At 63.2% G+C, this 16,569-nt stretch carries 16 protein-coding genes; 10 read left to right on the top strand and 6 right to left on the bottom strand.

Going from position 1 to position 16,569, the window contains the following annotated elements; all coding sequences use genetic code 11:
• Positions 1-72: 72 nt before the first annotated feature.
• A complete protein-coding gene (gene mca, locus ACIPY2_RS09380) occupies positions 73-975 on the bottom strand; it encodes a mycothiol conjugate amidase Mca (protein ID WP_400266096.1) in 903 nt (300 codons plus the stop codon).
• Positions 976-1,051: 76 nt separating this feature from the next.
• On the opposite strand from mca, the gene ACIPY2_RS09375 reads away from it, so the two are divergent.
• Positions 1,052-1,510: a DUF4307 domain-containing protein gene (locus ACIPY2_RS09375; protein ID WP_400266095.1), complete on the top strand. Its 459-nt coding sequence runs from the start codon at positions 1,052-1,054 to the stop codon at positions 1,508-1,510.
• 151 nt (positions 1,511-1,661) lie between these two features.
• Positions 1,662-2,156, top strand: coding sequence for a transcription elongation factor GreA (greA, locus tag ACIPY2_RS09370; RefSeq protein ID WP_400266094.1), 495 nt, complete (start codon positions 1,662-1,664; stop codon positions 2,154-2,156).
• Positions 2,157-2,223: 67 nt separating this feature from the next.
• On the opposite strand, the gene ACIPY2_RS09365 is transcribed toward greA, so the two are convergent.
• The 4 genes from ACIPY2_RS09365 to ACIPY2_RS09350 form a co-directional block, all read right to left on the bottom strand.
• Positions 2,224-2,853, bottom strand: coding sequence for a rhomboid family intramembrane serine protease (locus ACIPY2_RS09365; protein ID WP_400266093.1), 630 nt, complete (start codon positions 2,851-2,853; stop codon positions 2,224-2,226).
• Positions 2,854-2,867: 14 nt separating this feature from the next.
• Positions 2,868-4,106, bottom strand: coding sequence for a threonine ammonia-lyase (ilvA, locus tag ACIPY2_RS09360; protein WP_400266092.1), 1,239 nt, complete (start codon positions 4,104-4,106; stop codon positions 2,868-2,870).
• Between the two features lie 3 nt (positions 4,107-4,109).
• The gene (locus ACIPY2_RS09355) at positions 4,110-5,390 is read right to left on the bottom strand and encodes an AI-2E family transporter (RefSeq protein ID WP_400266091.1); all 1,281 of its coding nucleotides are present in this window, start codon (positions 5,388-5,390) and stop codon (positions 4,110-4,112) included.
• Between the two features lie 70 nt (positions 5,391-5,460).
• A complete protein-coding gene (locus ACIPY2_RS09350) occupies positions 5,461-6,414 on the bottom strand; it encodes an aldose 1-epimerase family protein (RefSeq protein WP_400266090.1) in 954 nt (317 codons plus the stop codon).
• Between the two features lie 97 nt (positions 6,415-6,511).
• Between ACIPY2_RS09350 and galT the strand changes: the two genes are divergently transcribed.
• From galT to ACIPY2_RS09335, 3 genes are read left to right on the top strand one after another with little or no spacing between them, the layout of a single operon-like run.
• Positions 6,512-7,660 (top strand): galactose-1-phosphate uridylyltransferase, encoded by a 1,149-nt coding sequence (galT, locus tag ACIPY2_RS09345; RefSeq protein ID WP_400266089.1) that lies wholly within the window; start codon positions 6,512-6,514, stop codon positions 7,658-7,660.
• Positions 7,657-8,817 (top strand): galactokinase, encoded by a 1,161-nt coding sequence (gene galK / locus ACIPY2_RS09340; RefSeq protein WP_400266088.1) that lies wholly within the window; start codon positions 7,657-7,659, stop codon positions 8,815-8,817. Before galT ends, galK begins: the two co-directional genes overlap by 4 nt.
• Before the next feature lie 46 nt (positions 8,818-8,863).
• The gene (locus ACIPY2_RS09335) at positions 8,864-10,102 is read left to right on the top strand and encodes an acetyl-CoA C-acetyltransferase (RefSeq protein WP_400266087.1); all 1,239 of its coding nucleotides are present in this window, start codon (positions 8,864-8,866) and stop codon (positions 10,100-10,102) included.
• A gap of 106 nt (positions 10,103-10,208) precedes the next feature.
• On the opposite strand, the gene ACIPY2_RS09330 is transcribed toward ACIPY2_RS09335, so the two are convergent.
• Positions 10,209-11,132, bottom strand: coding sequence for a Bax inhibitor-1/YccA family protein (locus ACIPY2_RS09330; RefSeq protein WP_400266086.1), 924 nt, complete (start codon positions 11,130-11,132; stop codon positions 10,209-10,211).
• Between the two features lie 402 nt (positions 11,133-11,534).
• Between ACIPY2_RS09330 and ACIPY2_RS09325 the strand changes: the two genes are divergently transcribed.
• From ACIPY2_RS09325 to ACIPY2_RS09305, 5 genes are all read left to right on the top strand, one after another.
• Positions 11,535-12,812: a branched-chain amino acid ABC transporter permease gene (locus ACIPY2_RS09325; protein WP_400266224.1), complete on the top strand. Its 1,278-nt coding sequence runs from the start codon at positions 11,535-11,537 to the stop codon at positions 12,810-12,812.
• A gap of 9 nt (positions 12,813-12,821) precedes the next feature.
• Positions 12,822-13,790, top strand: coding sequence for a branched-chain amino acid ABC transporter permease (locus ACIPY2_RS09320; protein ID WP_400266085.1), 969 nt, complete (start codon positions 12,822-12,824; stop codon positions 13,788-13,790).
• 86 nt (positions 13,791-13,876) lie between these two features.
• Entirely contained in the window at positions 13,877-14,830 is a 954-nt protein-coding gene (locus ACIPY2_RS09315) for an ABC transporter ATP-binding protein (protein ID WP_400266223.1), read from the top strand.
• On the top strand, positions 14,827-15,600 hold the full coding sequence (locus tag ACIPY2_RS09310; RefSeq protein WP_400266084.1) for an ABC transporter ATP-binding protein: 774 nt from the start codon (positions 14,827-14,829) through the stop codon (positions 15,598-15,600). The genes ACIPY2_RS09315 and ACIPY2_RS09310 overlap by 4 nt, the downstream gene beginning before the upstream one ends.
• Before the next feature lie 108 nt (positions 15,601-15,708).
• A complete protein-coding gene (locus ACIPY2_RS09305) occupies positions 15,709-16,548 on the top strand; it encodes a phosphotransferase family protein (protein WP_400266083.1) in 840 nt (279 codons plus the stop codon).
• Positions 16,549-16,569 lie beyond the last annotated feature (21 nt).

The raw sequence follows: 16,569 nt of genomic DNA, 5'->3' as shown, positions 1-16,569 counted from the left end.
CATGCCGGTATCAGCGGGGCTGAAAGCTGGCTGGCCAGGGAAATTCTACAAACGATAGAATCCCGGCTTCCCCTATCTTATCCCCGCGAAGAGATCCTTTTCAGGCAGCTCCGAGGAGACGTTGGACTTCACCAGCGTGTAATCCTCCCAAGGCCAAACCTTGCGCTGCAGCTCAGGGGAAACCGCGAAGAAGAAGCCCAGCGGATCGATCTGGGTCCGGTGCGCCCGCAACGCGTCGTCGCGCTTTTCGAAGAAGTCGCCGCAGTCCACCTGGGTGGTGGTCCGGTGGCCCGGAACCGGCGGGGTGTGTCCCTCGGCGTCGGCCTCCAGCCATGCGGCCAACCGCTCCGCGTAAGGGGACTGAAGGCCCGCCTCTTCCAGGGCGAAGTGCAGGGCGCGGAACCGTTCGGGGCTGAAAGCGCGGTCGTAGTAAAGCTTTGCCGGCTCCCAGGGCTCGCCCGCTCCCGGGTACTTGTCCGGATCACCTGCGGACTCAAAGGCCTCCACGGCCACCTTGTGCGCCATGATGTGGTCGGGATGCGGATAACCGCCGTTTTCGTCGTAACTGATGATCACGTGCGGCTTGAAGTCCCGGACCAGCCGCACCAAGGGCCTGGTGGCACGCTCAAGTGGTTGGAGTGCAAAGCAACCCTTCGGCAGCTCGGGCAGCGGGTCTCCCTCCGGAAGGCCGGAGTCCACGAATCCAAGCCAGCGCTGCTTGATGCCAAGGACCGCCGCAGCATTGGCCATTTCGAGGCGCCGCGCACCGGCCATATCGCGCTTGGGGTGCGGCGCGTCCTCCATGGCCGGATTCTGGATGTCTCCCCGGGAACCGTCGGTGCACGTGGCAACCATGACCTGCACGCCGGCAGCCGCGTACATGGCCATGGTGGCTGCACCCTTGCTGGACTCATCGTCGGGATGAGCGTGGACGGCCAGCAGCCTAAGCTGCTCCGGAGTGCTGGACGCTGTCACGGGACGGCTCCTCTTTCATGGATGGTGCATTGCGGGACTGTGCGGGTGGTGCCGGGAACCGCACTAAACTGGATGGGTGACTTCAGAGGACCTATCGGCCACCGAACTTCCGGCAAGCAACAGCCTAGCCAATCGCTACGGCGGTCAAAAGCGCGGGCTGGGACGGAAGGGCAAACGGAACATCGTCATCGGTGCGCTGGTGGTGGGAATCGGATTCGCGGGCTACGTCGCCACCGGTTCCGGCCAGTCCCCGGTGTCCTTCAAGGACATTGGCTACAGCACCGTGGACGATACCCAGGCCGAGGTGGACTATCAGGTCATCAAGGACCCCGAGGCCACGGCAAAGTGCGCCATCAAGGCCATGGATTCAAAGTTCGCCGTCGTGGGCTGGAAAGTGGTGGAGATCGGCCCCAACCCACCGCAGCAGGACGCAGACGGGGGCAGGACCACCGCCCAGCGAACGGTCCTTGCCACCGAGTCGCCGGCAGTCTCGGGGATCGTGGACAGTTGCTGGATCACGGACAGCGGTAAATAACAACTATGTGACACAGCACTCAACCGGTTTGGGTTCATCCAAAGGATTTACTACAATGGATGAAACCTTCACCCCGTTAAGTTGGTTACTGAGATTCACGAGTGGCCACCTCGGCGGGGTTTTTGCATTGTCAGATCAAGAGGAGAAATCCGTGTCTACCACCAACAGCGCCACTGCAGCTTGGCTTACCCAGGAAGCTTTCGATCGCCTGAAGGCTGAGCTGGACCACCTTTCCGGCGCTGGCCGGGCGGAAATCGTCCAGAAGATCGAAGCCGCACGCCAGGAAGGCGACCTCAAGGAAAACGGCGGTTACCACGCAGCCAAGGAAGAGCAGGGCAAGATCGAGGCCCGCATCCGCCAGCTCACCGTGCTCCTGCGCGATGCCCAGGTTGGCGAGGCTCCGGCCGACGACGGAATCGTTGAGCCCGGCATGCTGGTTGTCGCCAAGATCGCAGGGGACGAAGAGAAGTTCCTCCTGGGCTCCCGCGAAATCGCCGGCGACTCGGACATTGACGTCTTCAGCGAGAAGTCCCCGCTGGGCGCAGCAATCGTGGGCCACAAGGAGGGCGACAAGCTGAGCTACACCGCCCCCAACGGCAAGGAAATCTCCGTGGAGATCCTCTCCGCCAAGCCGTACTCCGCCTAAGCACAACGCTTTAAACGCAACGCCGGCCTTCCCGATACGGGAGGGCCGGCGTTTTGCATGTCCCCACTCAGGCTGTGATTCCGGCGTCATCCGCCGCGCTTTTGGGGCGCAGGAGGACCGCCGCAATGATGCCCCCGATCGCGCCGCCCAAGTGGGCCTGCCAGGACACGTAGCCCATGACGGTCGGCAGTACGCCAAAGAGGATGCTTCCGTAGGCCATGAACAGCACCACCGAAAGCAGGATCTGCCACCAATTGCGGTTGAAGAACCCACGGACCAGCAGGAACGCGAAGAGACCGAACACCAGGCCTGAGGCGCCTACTGTGACTCCGCCTCCCCCGATCAGCCAGACAGTCAGGCCCGAGCCCAGCCAGCTGAACGCCAACGCCGTGATGAACACCCGCAATCCGGCGAGGAACACCAGGAAGCCGAAGATCAGCAGTGGCAAAGTGTTGGACAGCAAGTGGTTGAGGTTGGCGTGAAGCAGTGGAAAGGTCAGGATGTCCAGGACGCCGTCCAACGAACGGGGACGCAGGCCAAAGGTCCGGTTGAGGCCGTGCAGCATCAACGTGTTCAGGAACTCGATGACGTAGAGCACCACGACGAATCCGCCCATGAACAGCAGCCCGCCTTTGGCCCGTGCTGCCAGCGAGTCCCGGGCGTCGGCCTTGGACCCGTCCGGTGTTTCGAGTACCATCCCGGCCGTCCCCGTCAGTGCACCACGATCGGCTGGAACCCCTCGGTGCGGAGTGCCCCGAGGACCTGCTCACCGTGTTCGTGGCCCTTGGTTTCCAGGTTGATGGTGATGGAAACATCGCCCATGCTGATGGAGCCCCCCAGGCGGGTGTGGTCGAGGCCGGTGACGTTGGCATCGTTTTCGGCGATGATGCGCGCAATGGTGGCCAGGGAGCCCGGACGGTCGTCAAGCATCATCCGTACAGTCATGAACCGGCCTGCCGCGGACAAGCCGCGCTGGATGACTTTGAGCATCAGCATCGGATCGATGTTGCCTCCGGAAAGCACGACGGCGGTGTTCCCCGGGTTTTCGATCTTGCCGTCCATCAGTGCGGCGACGCCCACGGCACCTGCCGGTTCCACCACCATCTTGGCGCGTTCCAACAGGAAGATCAGGGCGCGCGCGAGGGAGTCTTCGCTGACGGTGACCACGTCATCGACGAGTTCCCGGATGATGCTGAACGGAAGCTGTCCGGGCCGGCCCACGGCGATGCCGTCGGCCATGGTGGAAACCTTCTTCAGGGGAACCAGCGCGTCGGCGGCGAGGGAGGGAGGATAAGCCGCAGCATTTTCCGCCTGGACACCGATCACGCGGATTTCCCTGCCGAGTTCCTTGGCCTTGGCTTTGATGGCGACCGCCACACCTGCCAGAAGACCGCCACCGCCGACTCCCATGAGGATGGTGTCCACGTGCGGTACCTGTTCCAGGATTTCCAGGCCGATGGTTCCCTGGCCTGCCACGACATCTACGTTGTCGAAGGGGTGGACGAAGACAGCTCCGGTCTCGTTGGCGTACCGCTCGGCCTCGGCCAGGGCTTCGTCTACGTTATGGCCGTGCAAGACCACCTCGGCGCCGTGGCTGCGGGTGGCAGCCAGCTTGGGCAGTGCGACACCGAGCGGCATGTAGATGCGGGCGTTGATGCCGAGGCTCTTGGCCGCGACCGCAACACCTTGGGCGTGGTTGCCGGCAGACGCCGCCACCACACCGCGCTTCTTTTCTGCGTCGGAAAGTCGGGCCATGCGCACATAGGCACCGCGGACCTTGAAGGAGCCTGCACGCTGGAGGTTCTCGCATTTGAAAAAGACGTTGCCTCCCACGAGGCTGCCGAGTGCGCGGGAGGACTCCACCGGAGTCTTGGTAATAATGCCCTCGAGCAGCTCCTGCGCCTTGAGGACATCGTCCAGCGTGACGGGCAGGGTATCGAGGGTATTCACTGGCTATTCTCCTTTGTTGGTGTCGGTTTCAGCAGGCTCCGCCGGGGAGCTTCCTGAGACCTTGGCCTTGCTATCGGCACTGGCGGCAGCGCGGGATCGACCGTGCGGAAGGTCGACTTCCTTGAAGTTGGAGTCGCCGTCCGGCCCGGGTGATCCTTCGGCAGTTGCGGACTCAGCCGCGCCCAGTCCTCCATCATGTTCCCACGTCCGTCCGGCAATGTAGCGAACGGCCGTGTTTACTACGGCGAGCAAGGGGACTGCAAAGAGCGCGCCGGGGATGCCCGCCAGGTACGAACCCGCCGCCACCGTGAGGATTACGGCAACGGGGTGGAGTGCCACGGCCTTGCCCATGACAAGCGGCTGAAGGATGTGGCTTTCGAGCTGCTGCACCAGCAGGACTATTGCGAGCATGATCAGCGCATTCACCGGTCCATTGGCCACTAAGGCCAAGAGCACGGCAATTGCACCGGTCACCAGCGCACCCACCACCGGAATGAAGGAACCGATGAACACCAGCACGGCCAGCGGCAGCGCCAGTGGGACCTGGATGATGGCTGCGCCCACGCCGATGCCGACGGCGTCCACGAAGGCGACGAACATTTGGATCCGCACGTAATTAACCATGGAGGTCCAGCCGCGACGGCCTGCTCCGTCAGTTGCCCTGCGTGCTTTCCTGGGAAGCAGTCGGACCAGGAAGGCCCAGATCCGGTTACCTTCAAGCAGGAAGAAGATCAGGATAAACAGGGCGAGCACCAAGCCGGCCGCAAAATGGCCGGCGGTACTGCCGAAAGAGAGCGCACCGCTGAGGATGCTGCTGCTGTTGTTTTGCAGGGCGTTGGCGGCATCGGAGACGTACTTGTCGATCTGGTCGGCGGTCAGGTGAAGGGGTCCGTCGGCCAGCCAGGTCTGGACTTGCTGGATGCCTGTGAGCGCCTGTTGCCATAGTTCACCGAAGCCGGACGCCAATTGCCGGCCTACCAGCGCCAGCGCCCCCGCTATTACGCCAATGAATCCCAACACCGTGATGGCGACGGCAAGCCCGTTCGGCACTTTCCGCTTACGCAGCCAGGCGACCACGGGATACAGCAGGCCCGCCAAGAGGGCGGCGACCATGACCGGGATGATGAGGAAACTGACCTTGCCGAGCAGCCAGACCAGGATGCCGATCATGACGAGGATCAGTCCGGCCCGCCATGACCAGGCTGCCGCTATTCGCACCCCGTACGGTATGCCCTCGGCGATTTGGCGATCGGAACGGAATTTGGCGTCGGGCGTTGGCGTCATGAATCCATACTTCCGCAGCGTGGGCCGTATGGGAAACCGGATCGCCCTGCCCTTCAGTCGCCAAAGAGAGCTAGAGGGAAGCCGAGATGCCCCAAGACATGGTGAAGGATTCGCCGGGCGCAAGCCAACGGAGGCCATCGCCGCTGTTGAGCGCGTTGGCTGGTCCGGTCATTGGTTCGATCGCGACTGCCTTTGAACGGCCCGGGAAAGTGTCCGTCACGAAGACGTGGACGTACTGGCAGGCTTCGTCCTGCAGCAGGCTCACACTGCGGCCATCAGGTGCGCTGAGGACGTGGCGGGCCAGTCCGCCGTCGTACTTCAGGTCCGTGAAGGCTGCATCAATGTCCAAGCTGCCCACGGAGCGCCCGTCCGAGAGGTCGAAGTCCCCGTCCACGGCAGCGGTGCTGCGGGGAATCTTGCGCTCTCCATCTGCCACCAGGCGCGTTCCGGCACGTACTGTCAGGGTCAGGTCTTCGGGAGCAACGTCCCCGATCCGGAGATACGGGTGGGCGCCGAGAACGAAGGGGGCTTCCTCTCCGGAGTCATTGACGAGGGTCTGTTCCACCTGGAGGTTCAGGTGCTCATCCAGGCCGTAGCAGACGCGGTGGCGCACCAGGAACGGGTAGCCGTGTTGCGGAAAGACGGTCGCTTCCAAGGTCACGGAGAACTCGGATTCGTCCACCAGCGCGTATCCGGTGTTCCTGAGTAATCCGTGGCTGGCGTTGTTACGCGAGACCTCCGTGATGTCCAGTTGTTGCTTCTTGCCATTGAGGTGCCAGACCCCGTCCTCCACGCGGTTGGCCCAGGGTGCGAGGGTGATACCTGTGGCGCCCGGCGGAATCTCGGAATCCCCATAGCTTTCCGTCAGCTGGACACCTCCCCGCTCGTAGAGCCGCAGCCCGGCCGCCAGCTCCGTGACGACTGCGAGCGCGTCGTCACGGCGCAGCTCGAACTGTTTCCCAGTGGCAAACCGCCGGGCAGTGGATTCAGGTGTCCCGCTGGAGGATGGCGAAGTGTTAGGCATGGCAATACCGTACTGCAGCCAATCGCAAGCTGAGATCGGCAATGTGAACTTTTGTTAGAAACTATGCGTTTTTGGGTGCTTGTGGGATGATTGCTCCATGAGCCGCATCACCAACACCCGACTCGCCGATAACCGCGAGCTGATTTACTTCGATGACCCAGGCACCCCGCCTCGTCAGCCTGAATCACTCGTGGACCACCGGGACCTCCCTGCCCGCGGCGAACCTGGTGAAGTCCGGTACGACGCACTCTCGGGAGAATGGGTAGCCGTGGCGGCCCACCGCCAGAGCCGCACGCATCTCCCCCCTGTGGACCAGTGCCCCATCTGCCCCACCACCGCAGCGAACCCTTCCGAGATACCGGCCGCAGACTACGACGTCGTGGTCTTCGAAAACCGGTTCCCCTCGCTGGGACCTGCCTTGGGCGGGATTCCGGAGGCGCCGGCTTCGGGAGGTCACGGGATCAAGGGAGCCGCGTTCGGCCGCTGCGAAGTAGTTGCCTTCACTCCCCGGCACACCGGTTCCTTCGCCGAACTTGGCCAGACACGTGCCCGAACGGTCATCGAAGCCTGGGCCCAGCGCACGGAAGCCCTGAGCGCCCTGCCCGGCATCAAGCAGGTGTTCCCGTTTGAAAACCGCGGTGCTGACATCGGGGTCACCCTGCACCATCCCCACGGACAGATCTACGCCTACCCTTACGTGACTCCGCGCGCGGCCATCCTGGGCGCGGCAGCACGGAAGTATTACGACGACGTCGCCGCCAAGGAAACGCTCGGCGCCTCGCTCCTCCGGGCGGAACGGAACGACGGCAGCCGAATGGTCCTGGAGGCAAAGCACTTCAGCGCCTATGTGCCTTTCGCTGCACGGTGGCCCTTGGAAGTCCACCTTGTTCCGCACCGGCAAGTCGCCGACCTCGCCGGCCTGACGGGAGAGGAACGGGACGAACTCGCCCATGTGTACCTCGACCTGCTCAAACGCCTCGATGCGCTCTATCCGACCCCCATGCCCTACATTGCGGCGTGGTATCAAGCCCCGCTGGACCCGGTCCTGCGCCCTGCCGCGCAGTTGCATCTGCAGCTCACCTCGCCGCGCCGGGCGGCGGATAAGCTGAAATACCTCGCCGGCTCCGAGGCTGCGATGGGCGCCTTCATCAACGACACCACGCCCGAGGCCGTGGCAGATCGCCTGCGCAACGTGGCCGCGCCCCGGACCGCTTCCGCCAAGACCCTGGAGGGCTCACAAGCATGACCGGCACCACCGACACCAGCGCCATCTCCTTGCGCTTCAAGGAGACCTTTGGCCAAGCCCCCGACGGCGTCTGGCAAGCCCCTGGGCGGGTGAACCTCATCGGAGAGCACACGGATTACAACGAGGGCTTCGTCCTGCCGTTCGCGATCGACAGGACCGCCAGGGTGGCACTGCGGCTTCGAGACGATTCACGTGTCCGGTTGCTTTCCACGTTCGGCGGGCAGGGCCTCGTGGAAGCCTCGCTCGATGACCTGCGGCCGGGCTCAGGACAAGGATGGTCCCGCTACCCCCTGGGTGTGGCATGGGCCCTCCAGGAACGCGGGGTTGTCGTCCCCGGATTCGACCTGCTCCTTGATTCCGATGTGCCGCTTGGTGCCGGCCTGTCCTCCTCGCATGCCATCGAATGCGCCGTGATCACAGCACTGAACGAAGTCACCGGGGCCGGCCTGGGGGCCGAGGAGTTGGTTTTGGAGACCCAACGTGCCGAGAACCTGTTCGTCGGAGCTCCCACGGGCATCATGGACCAGTCCGCCTCCCTTCGGGGCGCCAAGGGCCACGCAGTGTTCCTGGATTGCCGCGACCAGCACGTGGACCTGGTTCCGTTCGACGCAGAAGCCTCCGGATTGGTGCTGCTGGTGATCGACACCAAGGTTTCGCATTCCCATGCCGACGGCGGGTATGCCTCCCGCCGGGCCTCATGTGAACTCGGTGCCCAGGTCCTGGGCGTCCGTGCGCTGAGGGACGTCGGGGTGGAGGACCTCGAGGAGGCCGCGGGAGTCCTGGACGGGACAACTCTCCGCCGCGTCCGCCATGTTGTCACCGAAAACGATCGCGTCCTCCAAGCCGTGGAACTCCTGGGCGCGCAGGGACCTGGCAGCATCGGGCACCTGCTGGATGCCAGCCACGCTTCAATGCGCGACGACTTCGAGATTTCCTGCCCGGAACTGGACTTGGCCGTGGAAACTTCAAGGGCCAACGGGTCGATCGGAGCCCGGATGACCGGGGGCGGATTTGGCGGCTCCGCCATTGCCCTCACGCCGGTGGGCCATGAACAGCAGGTTCGTTCCGCCGTCGTACGGTCCTTTGCCCGGGCCGGGTTCACCGAACCGGACATCTTCACCGTAACTCCCGCCGCCGGGGCGCTGCGCCTGGCGTGAGCCTTAGGGCCGGTCTCCGTCCTGATGCCGGGCGTAAGCTTGCCCCATGACTGAGGCCGTCATTGTTTCCACCGCCAGAAGCCCCATTGGCCGGGCCTTCAAGGGCTCCCTCAAGGACGAACGTCCCGACGACCTGGCGACAGCCATGGTGCAAGCCGCGCTGGATAAACTCCCTGGTTTTGACGCCGCCGCCCCGGGCGGGCGGGGGCTGGATGACATCCTGCTCGGTTGCGCTGAGCCAAGTGGGGAAGCCGGGTCCAACATGGCCCGCGTCGTGGCAGTTCTCGCAGGACTGGACAGCGTGCCGGCCGCCACCGTGAACCGCTTTTGCGCGTCCAGCCTCCAGACTCTCCGGATGGCCTTCCATGCCATCAAGGCCGGTGAGGCCCACGCAGTGGTGGCTGCCGGCGTCGAGAGTGTCTCAAGATACCAAAACTGGGCCGGGGCCGGTGAGACGGATGCAGCCAACCACAATCCGCTCTTCGAAGCGGCAGGGCAGCGGACAACGTCCCGCGCAGCGTCGAACATTCCCTGGACTGATCCGAGGCTCGGCGGACGGCTCCCCGACGTCTATATCGCCATGGGCCAGACGGCGGAAAACGTTGCCACCACTTATGGCATCACCCGCGCCGAACAGGACGAATGGGGCGTCTTGAGCCAGAACCGGGCCGAGAAGGCCATAGCTTCGGGTTTCTATGCGCGGGAGATCACACCGTACACGCGCAAGGACGGCTCGGTGGCCAGCGCCGATGACTCCCCACGTCCGGGGGTAACCATGGAAGGCGTCTCAGCGCTGGAACCGGTGTTCAGGACGGGCGGAACCGTCACTGCAGGAAACGCCTGCCCCCTCAACGACGGCGCCGCCGCCCTGGTGGTCATGAGTGACAGCCGCGCTGCTGAGCTTGGCCTGGCCCCGTTGGCCCGGGTGGTTTCCACGGGCGTAAGCGCCCTCTCTCCCGAACTGATGGGCATGGGCCCTGTCGAATCCACTCGAAGGGCGCTGGCCGGGGCAGGCCTGACCATGGCCGACATCGACCTCGTGGAACTCAACGAGGCCTTTGCCGTGCAGGTCATAGCCAGCGCGAGGGACCTTGGCATCGATCCGGAGAAGCTCAATGTCCATGGCGGTGCCATTGCCTTGGGGCATCCGTTCGGCATGACCGGCGCACGCATCACCACCACCCTGCTGAACGGCTTGAAGGAGCGGGACGCCTCACTCGGGCTGGCAACTCTTTGCGTAGGCGGCGGCCAGGGCATGGCGGTGGTTCTGGAGCGCCTCACCTGATACGAGTTGACAGGCCTCAGCCGACGAGCCCGGACCCGCACAAAAAATGCCCCCGAGAGAATTTCGGGGGCATTTTCGGTGAGTCGACTAATTATTCGCGGCCCTGTTAATCGTCGCCGCGCAAAATAGCGAGGAGGCGGATGATTTCAACGTAGAGCCAAACCAGCGTGACGGTGAGGCCAAAGGCCGCAACCCAGGAATAACGCTCGGGTGCGCCGGCCCGCACGCCTTCCTCGATGCTGGTGAAATCCATGATCAAGGAAAAAGCGGCCAGGCCGATCGCCAGGATGCCGATGAAGACACCCAAAGGAATGCCTGCGATGGTGATGCTGGTGCGCAGGCCGAAGGGTTCCTGCACCGCACCGGTCCACATCATGACGAGGTTGATCAAGGCGAAGACGGCGTAACCGATCGTGGCGATCATGAAGAAGCGGATCAATTTGGGCGTTGCACGGACCTTGCCGCTCTTGAAGAGCAGGAGAGTGACGCCGAAAACGGCCAGCGTGCCGATGACGGCCTGGAGCCCAACCCCCGGGAACATGCGGTCAAGGACGCGGGTGAGGCCGCCAAGGAAGAGGCCTTCAAGGCCGGCGTAGGCCAGGATCAGCGCCGGCGACGGCTGTTTCTTAAAGGTATTGACCAAGGCGAGGACGAACCCGCCCAGTGCACCAACGATCATGAGCATCGAGGAGAGTGCAGGGGCGACAAAAAGCGTCACTCCCGCTCCCAGGACCAGCACCACAAGGCACAGGACCGTCTTCATGATGACGTCGTCGTACGTCATGCGGCCGGTTTCGACCGGGCCGGCAGCAGGCTGGTTGTACATCTGCTGCAATTGTTCGTTGGTCATGCTTTGCTGCTGGGCAGACCACGCTGCCTGGCCATCAATGACCTGGCTGGGTGCACGTCCGGGTACCTGGTTGAATTGCTGTCCGTAAGGATTGCCATACGGATTTTGCGGTACAGACGGTGCCTGTTTGGCTCCACGGAAATTCTTTCCGTTGAAGATCGGGTTTCCGCCAAGTGCCATTGCGGGTGTCCTCCTGAAAAAGGGCTGAGTGATAATTCACGGTACCAATTACCACGAGCCCAGGGCAGGGAAAGTTCCCCTGTTCACCCAGCCGAAACCCGATCGTGACACGGGACTGGAAGAGTGAGGGCCAGTTGCCTGTAGCGTCACAGTTGTTACCCGATCGCGACCTTTGTACCCCTGACGTGGGCCTCTTTTGGACCCTCTCGGCGGTAACATAGCCACACATGGGTGACTTGGGTCACATTCGAGGCAGCTAGGCAAGAACTGTTCGCGAGCCCCATGACCGTTCGCACCGGCTGCAATGGCGCAGCCGGGACCACCCCCACTGTGGAGGTTTCCATTTTGAGAAGCACACTGCGCGACCCGTCCATCAGACGGTCCAAGGGACTGCAGAGAGCAATGGGGGCGCTGTTCGCGTCCCTCCTTGCTGTCCTGCTGATCGCCGCCCCCGCGGCGGAGGCAACCACCCCCTCGCCTTCGCCATCCGCCACCAATTTCCAGAACAGCATCAGCGGCTTCCTCCGGGACGACGCCCGCGCCCCGATATCCGGCGTCAAGATCAAAGCTTCCGGCAACGGATTCGAGGGTGAAGCCACCTCCGGTTCCAACGGCGCCTGGAGCATCGGCGTTCCCGTCCAGGGCACCTACAAAGTTGAGCTTGATACGTCGACGCTGCCTGACGGCATCAAACTCGCAGACGGACAAGAGAATCCCCGGAACGTCACCTTCAGCCAGACGTCCAACTTGTCAGTCATCTTTGCCTTCGGCAAAGGCATCGTGGTCCAGCAACAGGACTTCGGCCAAAACCTCCTCAACCGGCTCGTAGCAGGGCTGAGCTTCGGCCTACTCCTGGCACTCGCATCGGTTGGCCTGTCCCTCATCTTCGGCACCACGGGCCTGACCAACTTTGCGCACGGCGAAATGGTTACCCTGGGCGCCGTCCTGGTATTCCTGTTCAACGGGTTCGGCTTCCCGTTCTGGCTTGCCATCCTGCTGGCCCTGGTGGGCGGCGGGCTCTTCGGTTACGTCCAGGATGCAGGGCTGTGGCGCCCACTGCGCCGACGCGGCACAGGACTGGTTCCGATGATGATCGTCAGCATCGGCCTTGCCTTGGCCATCCGCTATGTCATCCAGTTCTACTTCGGCGGCGCAACCCAGCAGCTGCCCGGCGCACAGAGCGCGGAAATCCAGATCGGGCCTGTCTCCATCTCGCCCAACAACCTGTGGTCGCTCATCATCAGCGCCGTCGTGATTGCGCTCATCGGGATCGTCCTGCTGAAGACCCGGCTCGGCAAGGCAACGCGTGCCGTAGCCGACAACCCGGCACTTGCCGCTGCTTCCGGCATCGACGTCGACTCGGTGATCCGCATTGTCTGGATCGTGGGCGGGGTCCTGGCTTCGCTCGGCGGCATCCTGTGGGCCTACTACCGGCCCGGCGTCACGTTCGACATGGGTTCCCAAATCCTGCTCCTTATCTTCGCGGGCGTAACGCTTGGCGGTCTGGGAACTGTATTTGGCGCCCTGATCGGATCGATCGTGGTCGGCATCTTCGTGGAGCTGACCACCGTTTTCGGTCTCCCCGCCGACCTCAAGTACGTCGGCGCCTTGTTCATCATGATCGTTGTCCTTTTGTTCCGACCGCAGGGCATCCTCGGCCGGCGTGAGCGTGTGGGTTAGGAGCGGGCCATGGACTTCGGATTCATTCTTTCCAGCGCCCTGGGCGAACTTTTCAGTCCGACGACGGCGGCCTACGCGCTTGCCGCCCTGGGCCTCGCCGTGCATTTCGGCTACTCGGGCCTGCTGAACTTCGGGCAGGCGGGCTTCATGGCAGTCGGTGCCTATGGTTTTGCCATCTCGACGCTTACCTTCAAGGTTCCCTTCTTCATCGGGCTGCTCATCGCCATCCTGTGCTCGGTGATTTTTGCCTTTATCCTCGGCATTCCCACGCTGAGGCTGCGCGCGGACTACCTCGCAATCGTGACCATCGCCTCGGCGGAAATTGTGCGGTACGTCGTCACCACCAACCAGCTGACCAGCGTGACCGGTTCAGCCAACGGCCTGGCGGCCTTTGAGGGCGATTTCTACGCCATGAACCCCTTCCCCGAGGGCTCGTACATGGGCATGAACAACAGGGACTTCTTCATCCGCGTGGTGGGATGGGCTTTGGTCATTGTTTGCTGCGTGCTGGTCTGGCTCCTGATGCGCAGCCCGTGGGGCCGCGTGCTGAAGGGCATCCGCGAGGATGAAAACGCAGTGCGGTCGCTCGGCAAGAACGTCTACTCCTACAAGATGCAGGCGCTCATCATCGGCGGCGTACTCGGTGCATTGGCCGGGATGATCTTCACGCTCCCCCGCGGCGCCGTGCAACCCTCAAACTACGGAACTGAACTGACGTTCTTCCTGTGGACCTGCCTCCTGCTGGGCGGCATGGCCACCGTCCTGGGCCCCGTCATCGGCGCGATGATCTTCTGGGTGGTCCTTTCCCTGACCCAGAGCCTCCTGTACGGCCTCATCGAATCGGGAACCATCACCTGGCTGACCACGGTCCAAGCCGGCCAGTTGCGCTACATCCTGGTAGGCGTGGCCCTGATGCTCCTGATGATCTTCCGCCCGCAAGGCGTCTTCGGCAATAAGAAGGAGCTTGCATTCGCATGAGTGAGAGCAACAATCCAGTGAACCCAAACAATCCGGTCAATCCACGTGCTTCGGAAAACCCGGCAGACCCCTCGGGGATCGACTACATGACAGACTCCCGGCCGATCGCCATGGGGGAAAACGCCCCCGGCTGCAAGAAGCGGGATCCGATCGTGGTGGCTGAGAACGTGACCCGGTCCTTCGGCGGCATCAATGCCGTCGACGTCGACTACCTTGAGATCCCGCGGCACAAGATCACAGCGTTGATTGGGCCCAACGGCGCGGGCAAGACCACGCTGTTCAATTTGCTCACCGGCTTTGACACCCCCAACTCGGGTCAGTGGAAGTTCGAGGGCAACAGCCTGGCCGGTGTCTCCTCCTACAAGGTGGCCCGGATGGGAATGGTCCGGACCTTCCAGCTCACCAAGGTCATGGGCAAGCTGACGGTCATGGAGAATATGCGGCTCGGCGCTTCCAACCAGCCCGGCGAACGCCTTTCAAAAGCCCTGTTCAGGGGAATGTGGGGCAGCCGCGAGAAGGAAATCACGGCCCAGGCAGATGTCCTTCTTGAGAAGTTCAAACTCGACGCCAAGAAGGACGACTACGCCGCATCCCTGTCCGGCGGCCAGAGGAAGCTCCTGGAAATGGCGCGCTCCCTCATGGTCCGCCCCAAGCTCGTGATGCTGGACGAACCCATGGCCGGCGTCAATCCGGCGCTGACGCAGTCCCTGCTGGACCACATCAAGAACCTCAAGGCAGAAGGCATGACCGTGCTGTTCGTGGAGCACGACATGAACATGGTGCGCCACATCGCCGACTGGGTAGTGGTCATGGCCGAAGGGAAAGTGGTGGCCGAAGGACCTCCCGGCGAAGTCATGAAGAACCCGGCGGTCATTGACGCCTACCTCGGTGCACACCACGACGTCGACCTCGGCGACGCCCAGGGCATCAAGGAACTCGAAGCAGAACTCGTCAATGACGAAGAATCCGTCGTGGGAACCGAAGATGCCGGCATTTTGTCCCCGGAGGCTACCGAAACCAAGCAGGAGGACGAGAAATGAGCGCACCAAGCGCAATGCCCGCCCCCGCCGCCAATCCCACGGAAGACGCCGTCGTAAAAGTCACGGACCTTGTGGCCGGCTACCTTCCGGGAGTGAACATCCTCAACGGATGCAGCATCGAAGCCCGCAAAGGTGAACTGATCGGCATCATCGGGCCCAACGGTGCCGGCAAGTCCACCCTGCTGAAGGCGATGTTCGGCTTGGTCAAGGTCCACTCCGGCACCGTAGTGGTGCGGGGCCAGGACCTCACCGGCCTGAAGGCGAACAAGCTGGTTTCCCAAGGCCTGGGCTTCGTACCCCAGACCAACAACGTTTTTGCCACGCTCACCATCGAGGAAAACCTTCAGATGGGCCTGTTCCAGCGGCCCAAAGTGTTCAACGAGCGCTTCGACTTCGTCACGAGCCTCTTTCCCGAGCTGGGCAAGCGCCGCGCGCAACGGGCCGGCTCGCTCTCCGGCGGTGAACGGCAGATGGTTGCCATGGGGCGGGCCCTCATGATGGATCCGGCAGTGCTGCTCTTGGACGAGCCGTCGGCCGGCCTCTCCCCCGTCAAACAGGACGAGACCTTCCTCCGGGTCCACGAGATCAACCGTGCCGGCGTTTCGGTGATCATGGTGGAACAGAACGCACGCCGTTGCCTGCAGATCTGCGACCGCGGATACGTGCTGGACCAGGGCCGCGATGCCTACACCGGCACCGGTCGTGAACTGATGAAGGACCCCAAGGTCATCCAGCTCTACCTCGGCACCCTGGCGGACGAGGTCGAGTAAGTCCCGCACCAACACCACGTGGGCCCCGGTTCAGGTAACTGAGCCGGGGCCTGCGCTTGTCCGAGGTGGGTCGCAGCCGCCCTCGACCCGTGGCATGCTGGATTGGTGATGGAAGGGATCAACGAGGAGCAGCAGCGGCTTCTGTCCTCGTGGTTGGGCCCCTTCGAGGTTGTTAGGGACCACTCCTGGGCGTTGCAGGACACCACGGTCCTCCAACTTGGCACCTCGGATGGCAGCCAATTCATCGTCAAGGCCAGCCAAACCAGCCACCATATCCGCCGGGAGATCGCCGCCTACGCACGCGGGATGCCCGGGCTGGAGGGGCGCGTTCCCTCACTTGTCGACGCTTCCGCGGATGCCCGCGTTCTGGTGTCGCGCTTCCTGCCGGGCACGCTGGTGGCAGGGACTCCGGTGGAGCACGATCCCGAAACCTACCGCCAGGCCGGGGCAATCCTGAGGCAGCTGCACCAACCCGCGGGCAGCTCCGGGAGCTACATGCGGTCACTGGCGGCAAGGACCAGCGCAGTCATCAACAAAGCGCGGATCCTCCTGCCCGAAGCCCTGGTGCGGCGCCTGCAAGAGGAGGTTGCCGCCGTCGAACTTTCACCCGTTGAGCTGGTGACCAGTCACGGTGACTACCAGCCACGGAATTGGCTCTACCACGACGGCGAGGTGAAAGTCATCGACTTCGGCCGGGCCGATCTGCGCCCGTGGGTGCATGATCTGGTCCGGCTCACCCACCAACAGTTCCTGACGGATGCGGGCCTCGCCACGGCCTTTCTGGACGGCCTGGGGAGGGCCATCGCGAGTCCTGAGGAGACTGCTGTGTGGCGGCTCGAAAACCTGGACCAGGCCGTGGGGACGGTGGTCTGGGCACACAGCATAGGCGACGCATCCTTTGAACAGCAGGGCGTCGCCATGGTGGAAAGAGTCCTCACGAGTCCTTAAAAAGGAACGGGTCCCCTTCCA

This window comes from Paenarthrobacter sp. NPDC089675 (assembly GCF_044749185.1).
Lineage (GTDB): Bacteria > Actinomycetota > Actinomycetes > Actinomycetales > Micrococcaceae > Arthrobacter.
This window is presented reverse-complemented; position numbering and strand designations above follow the sequence as displayed.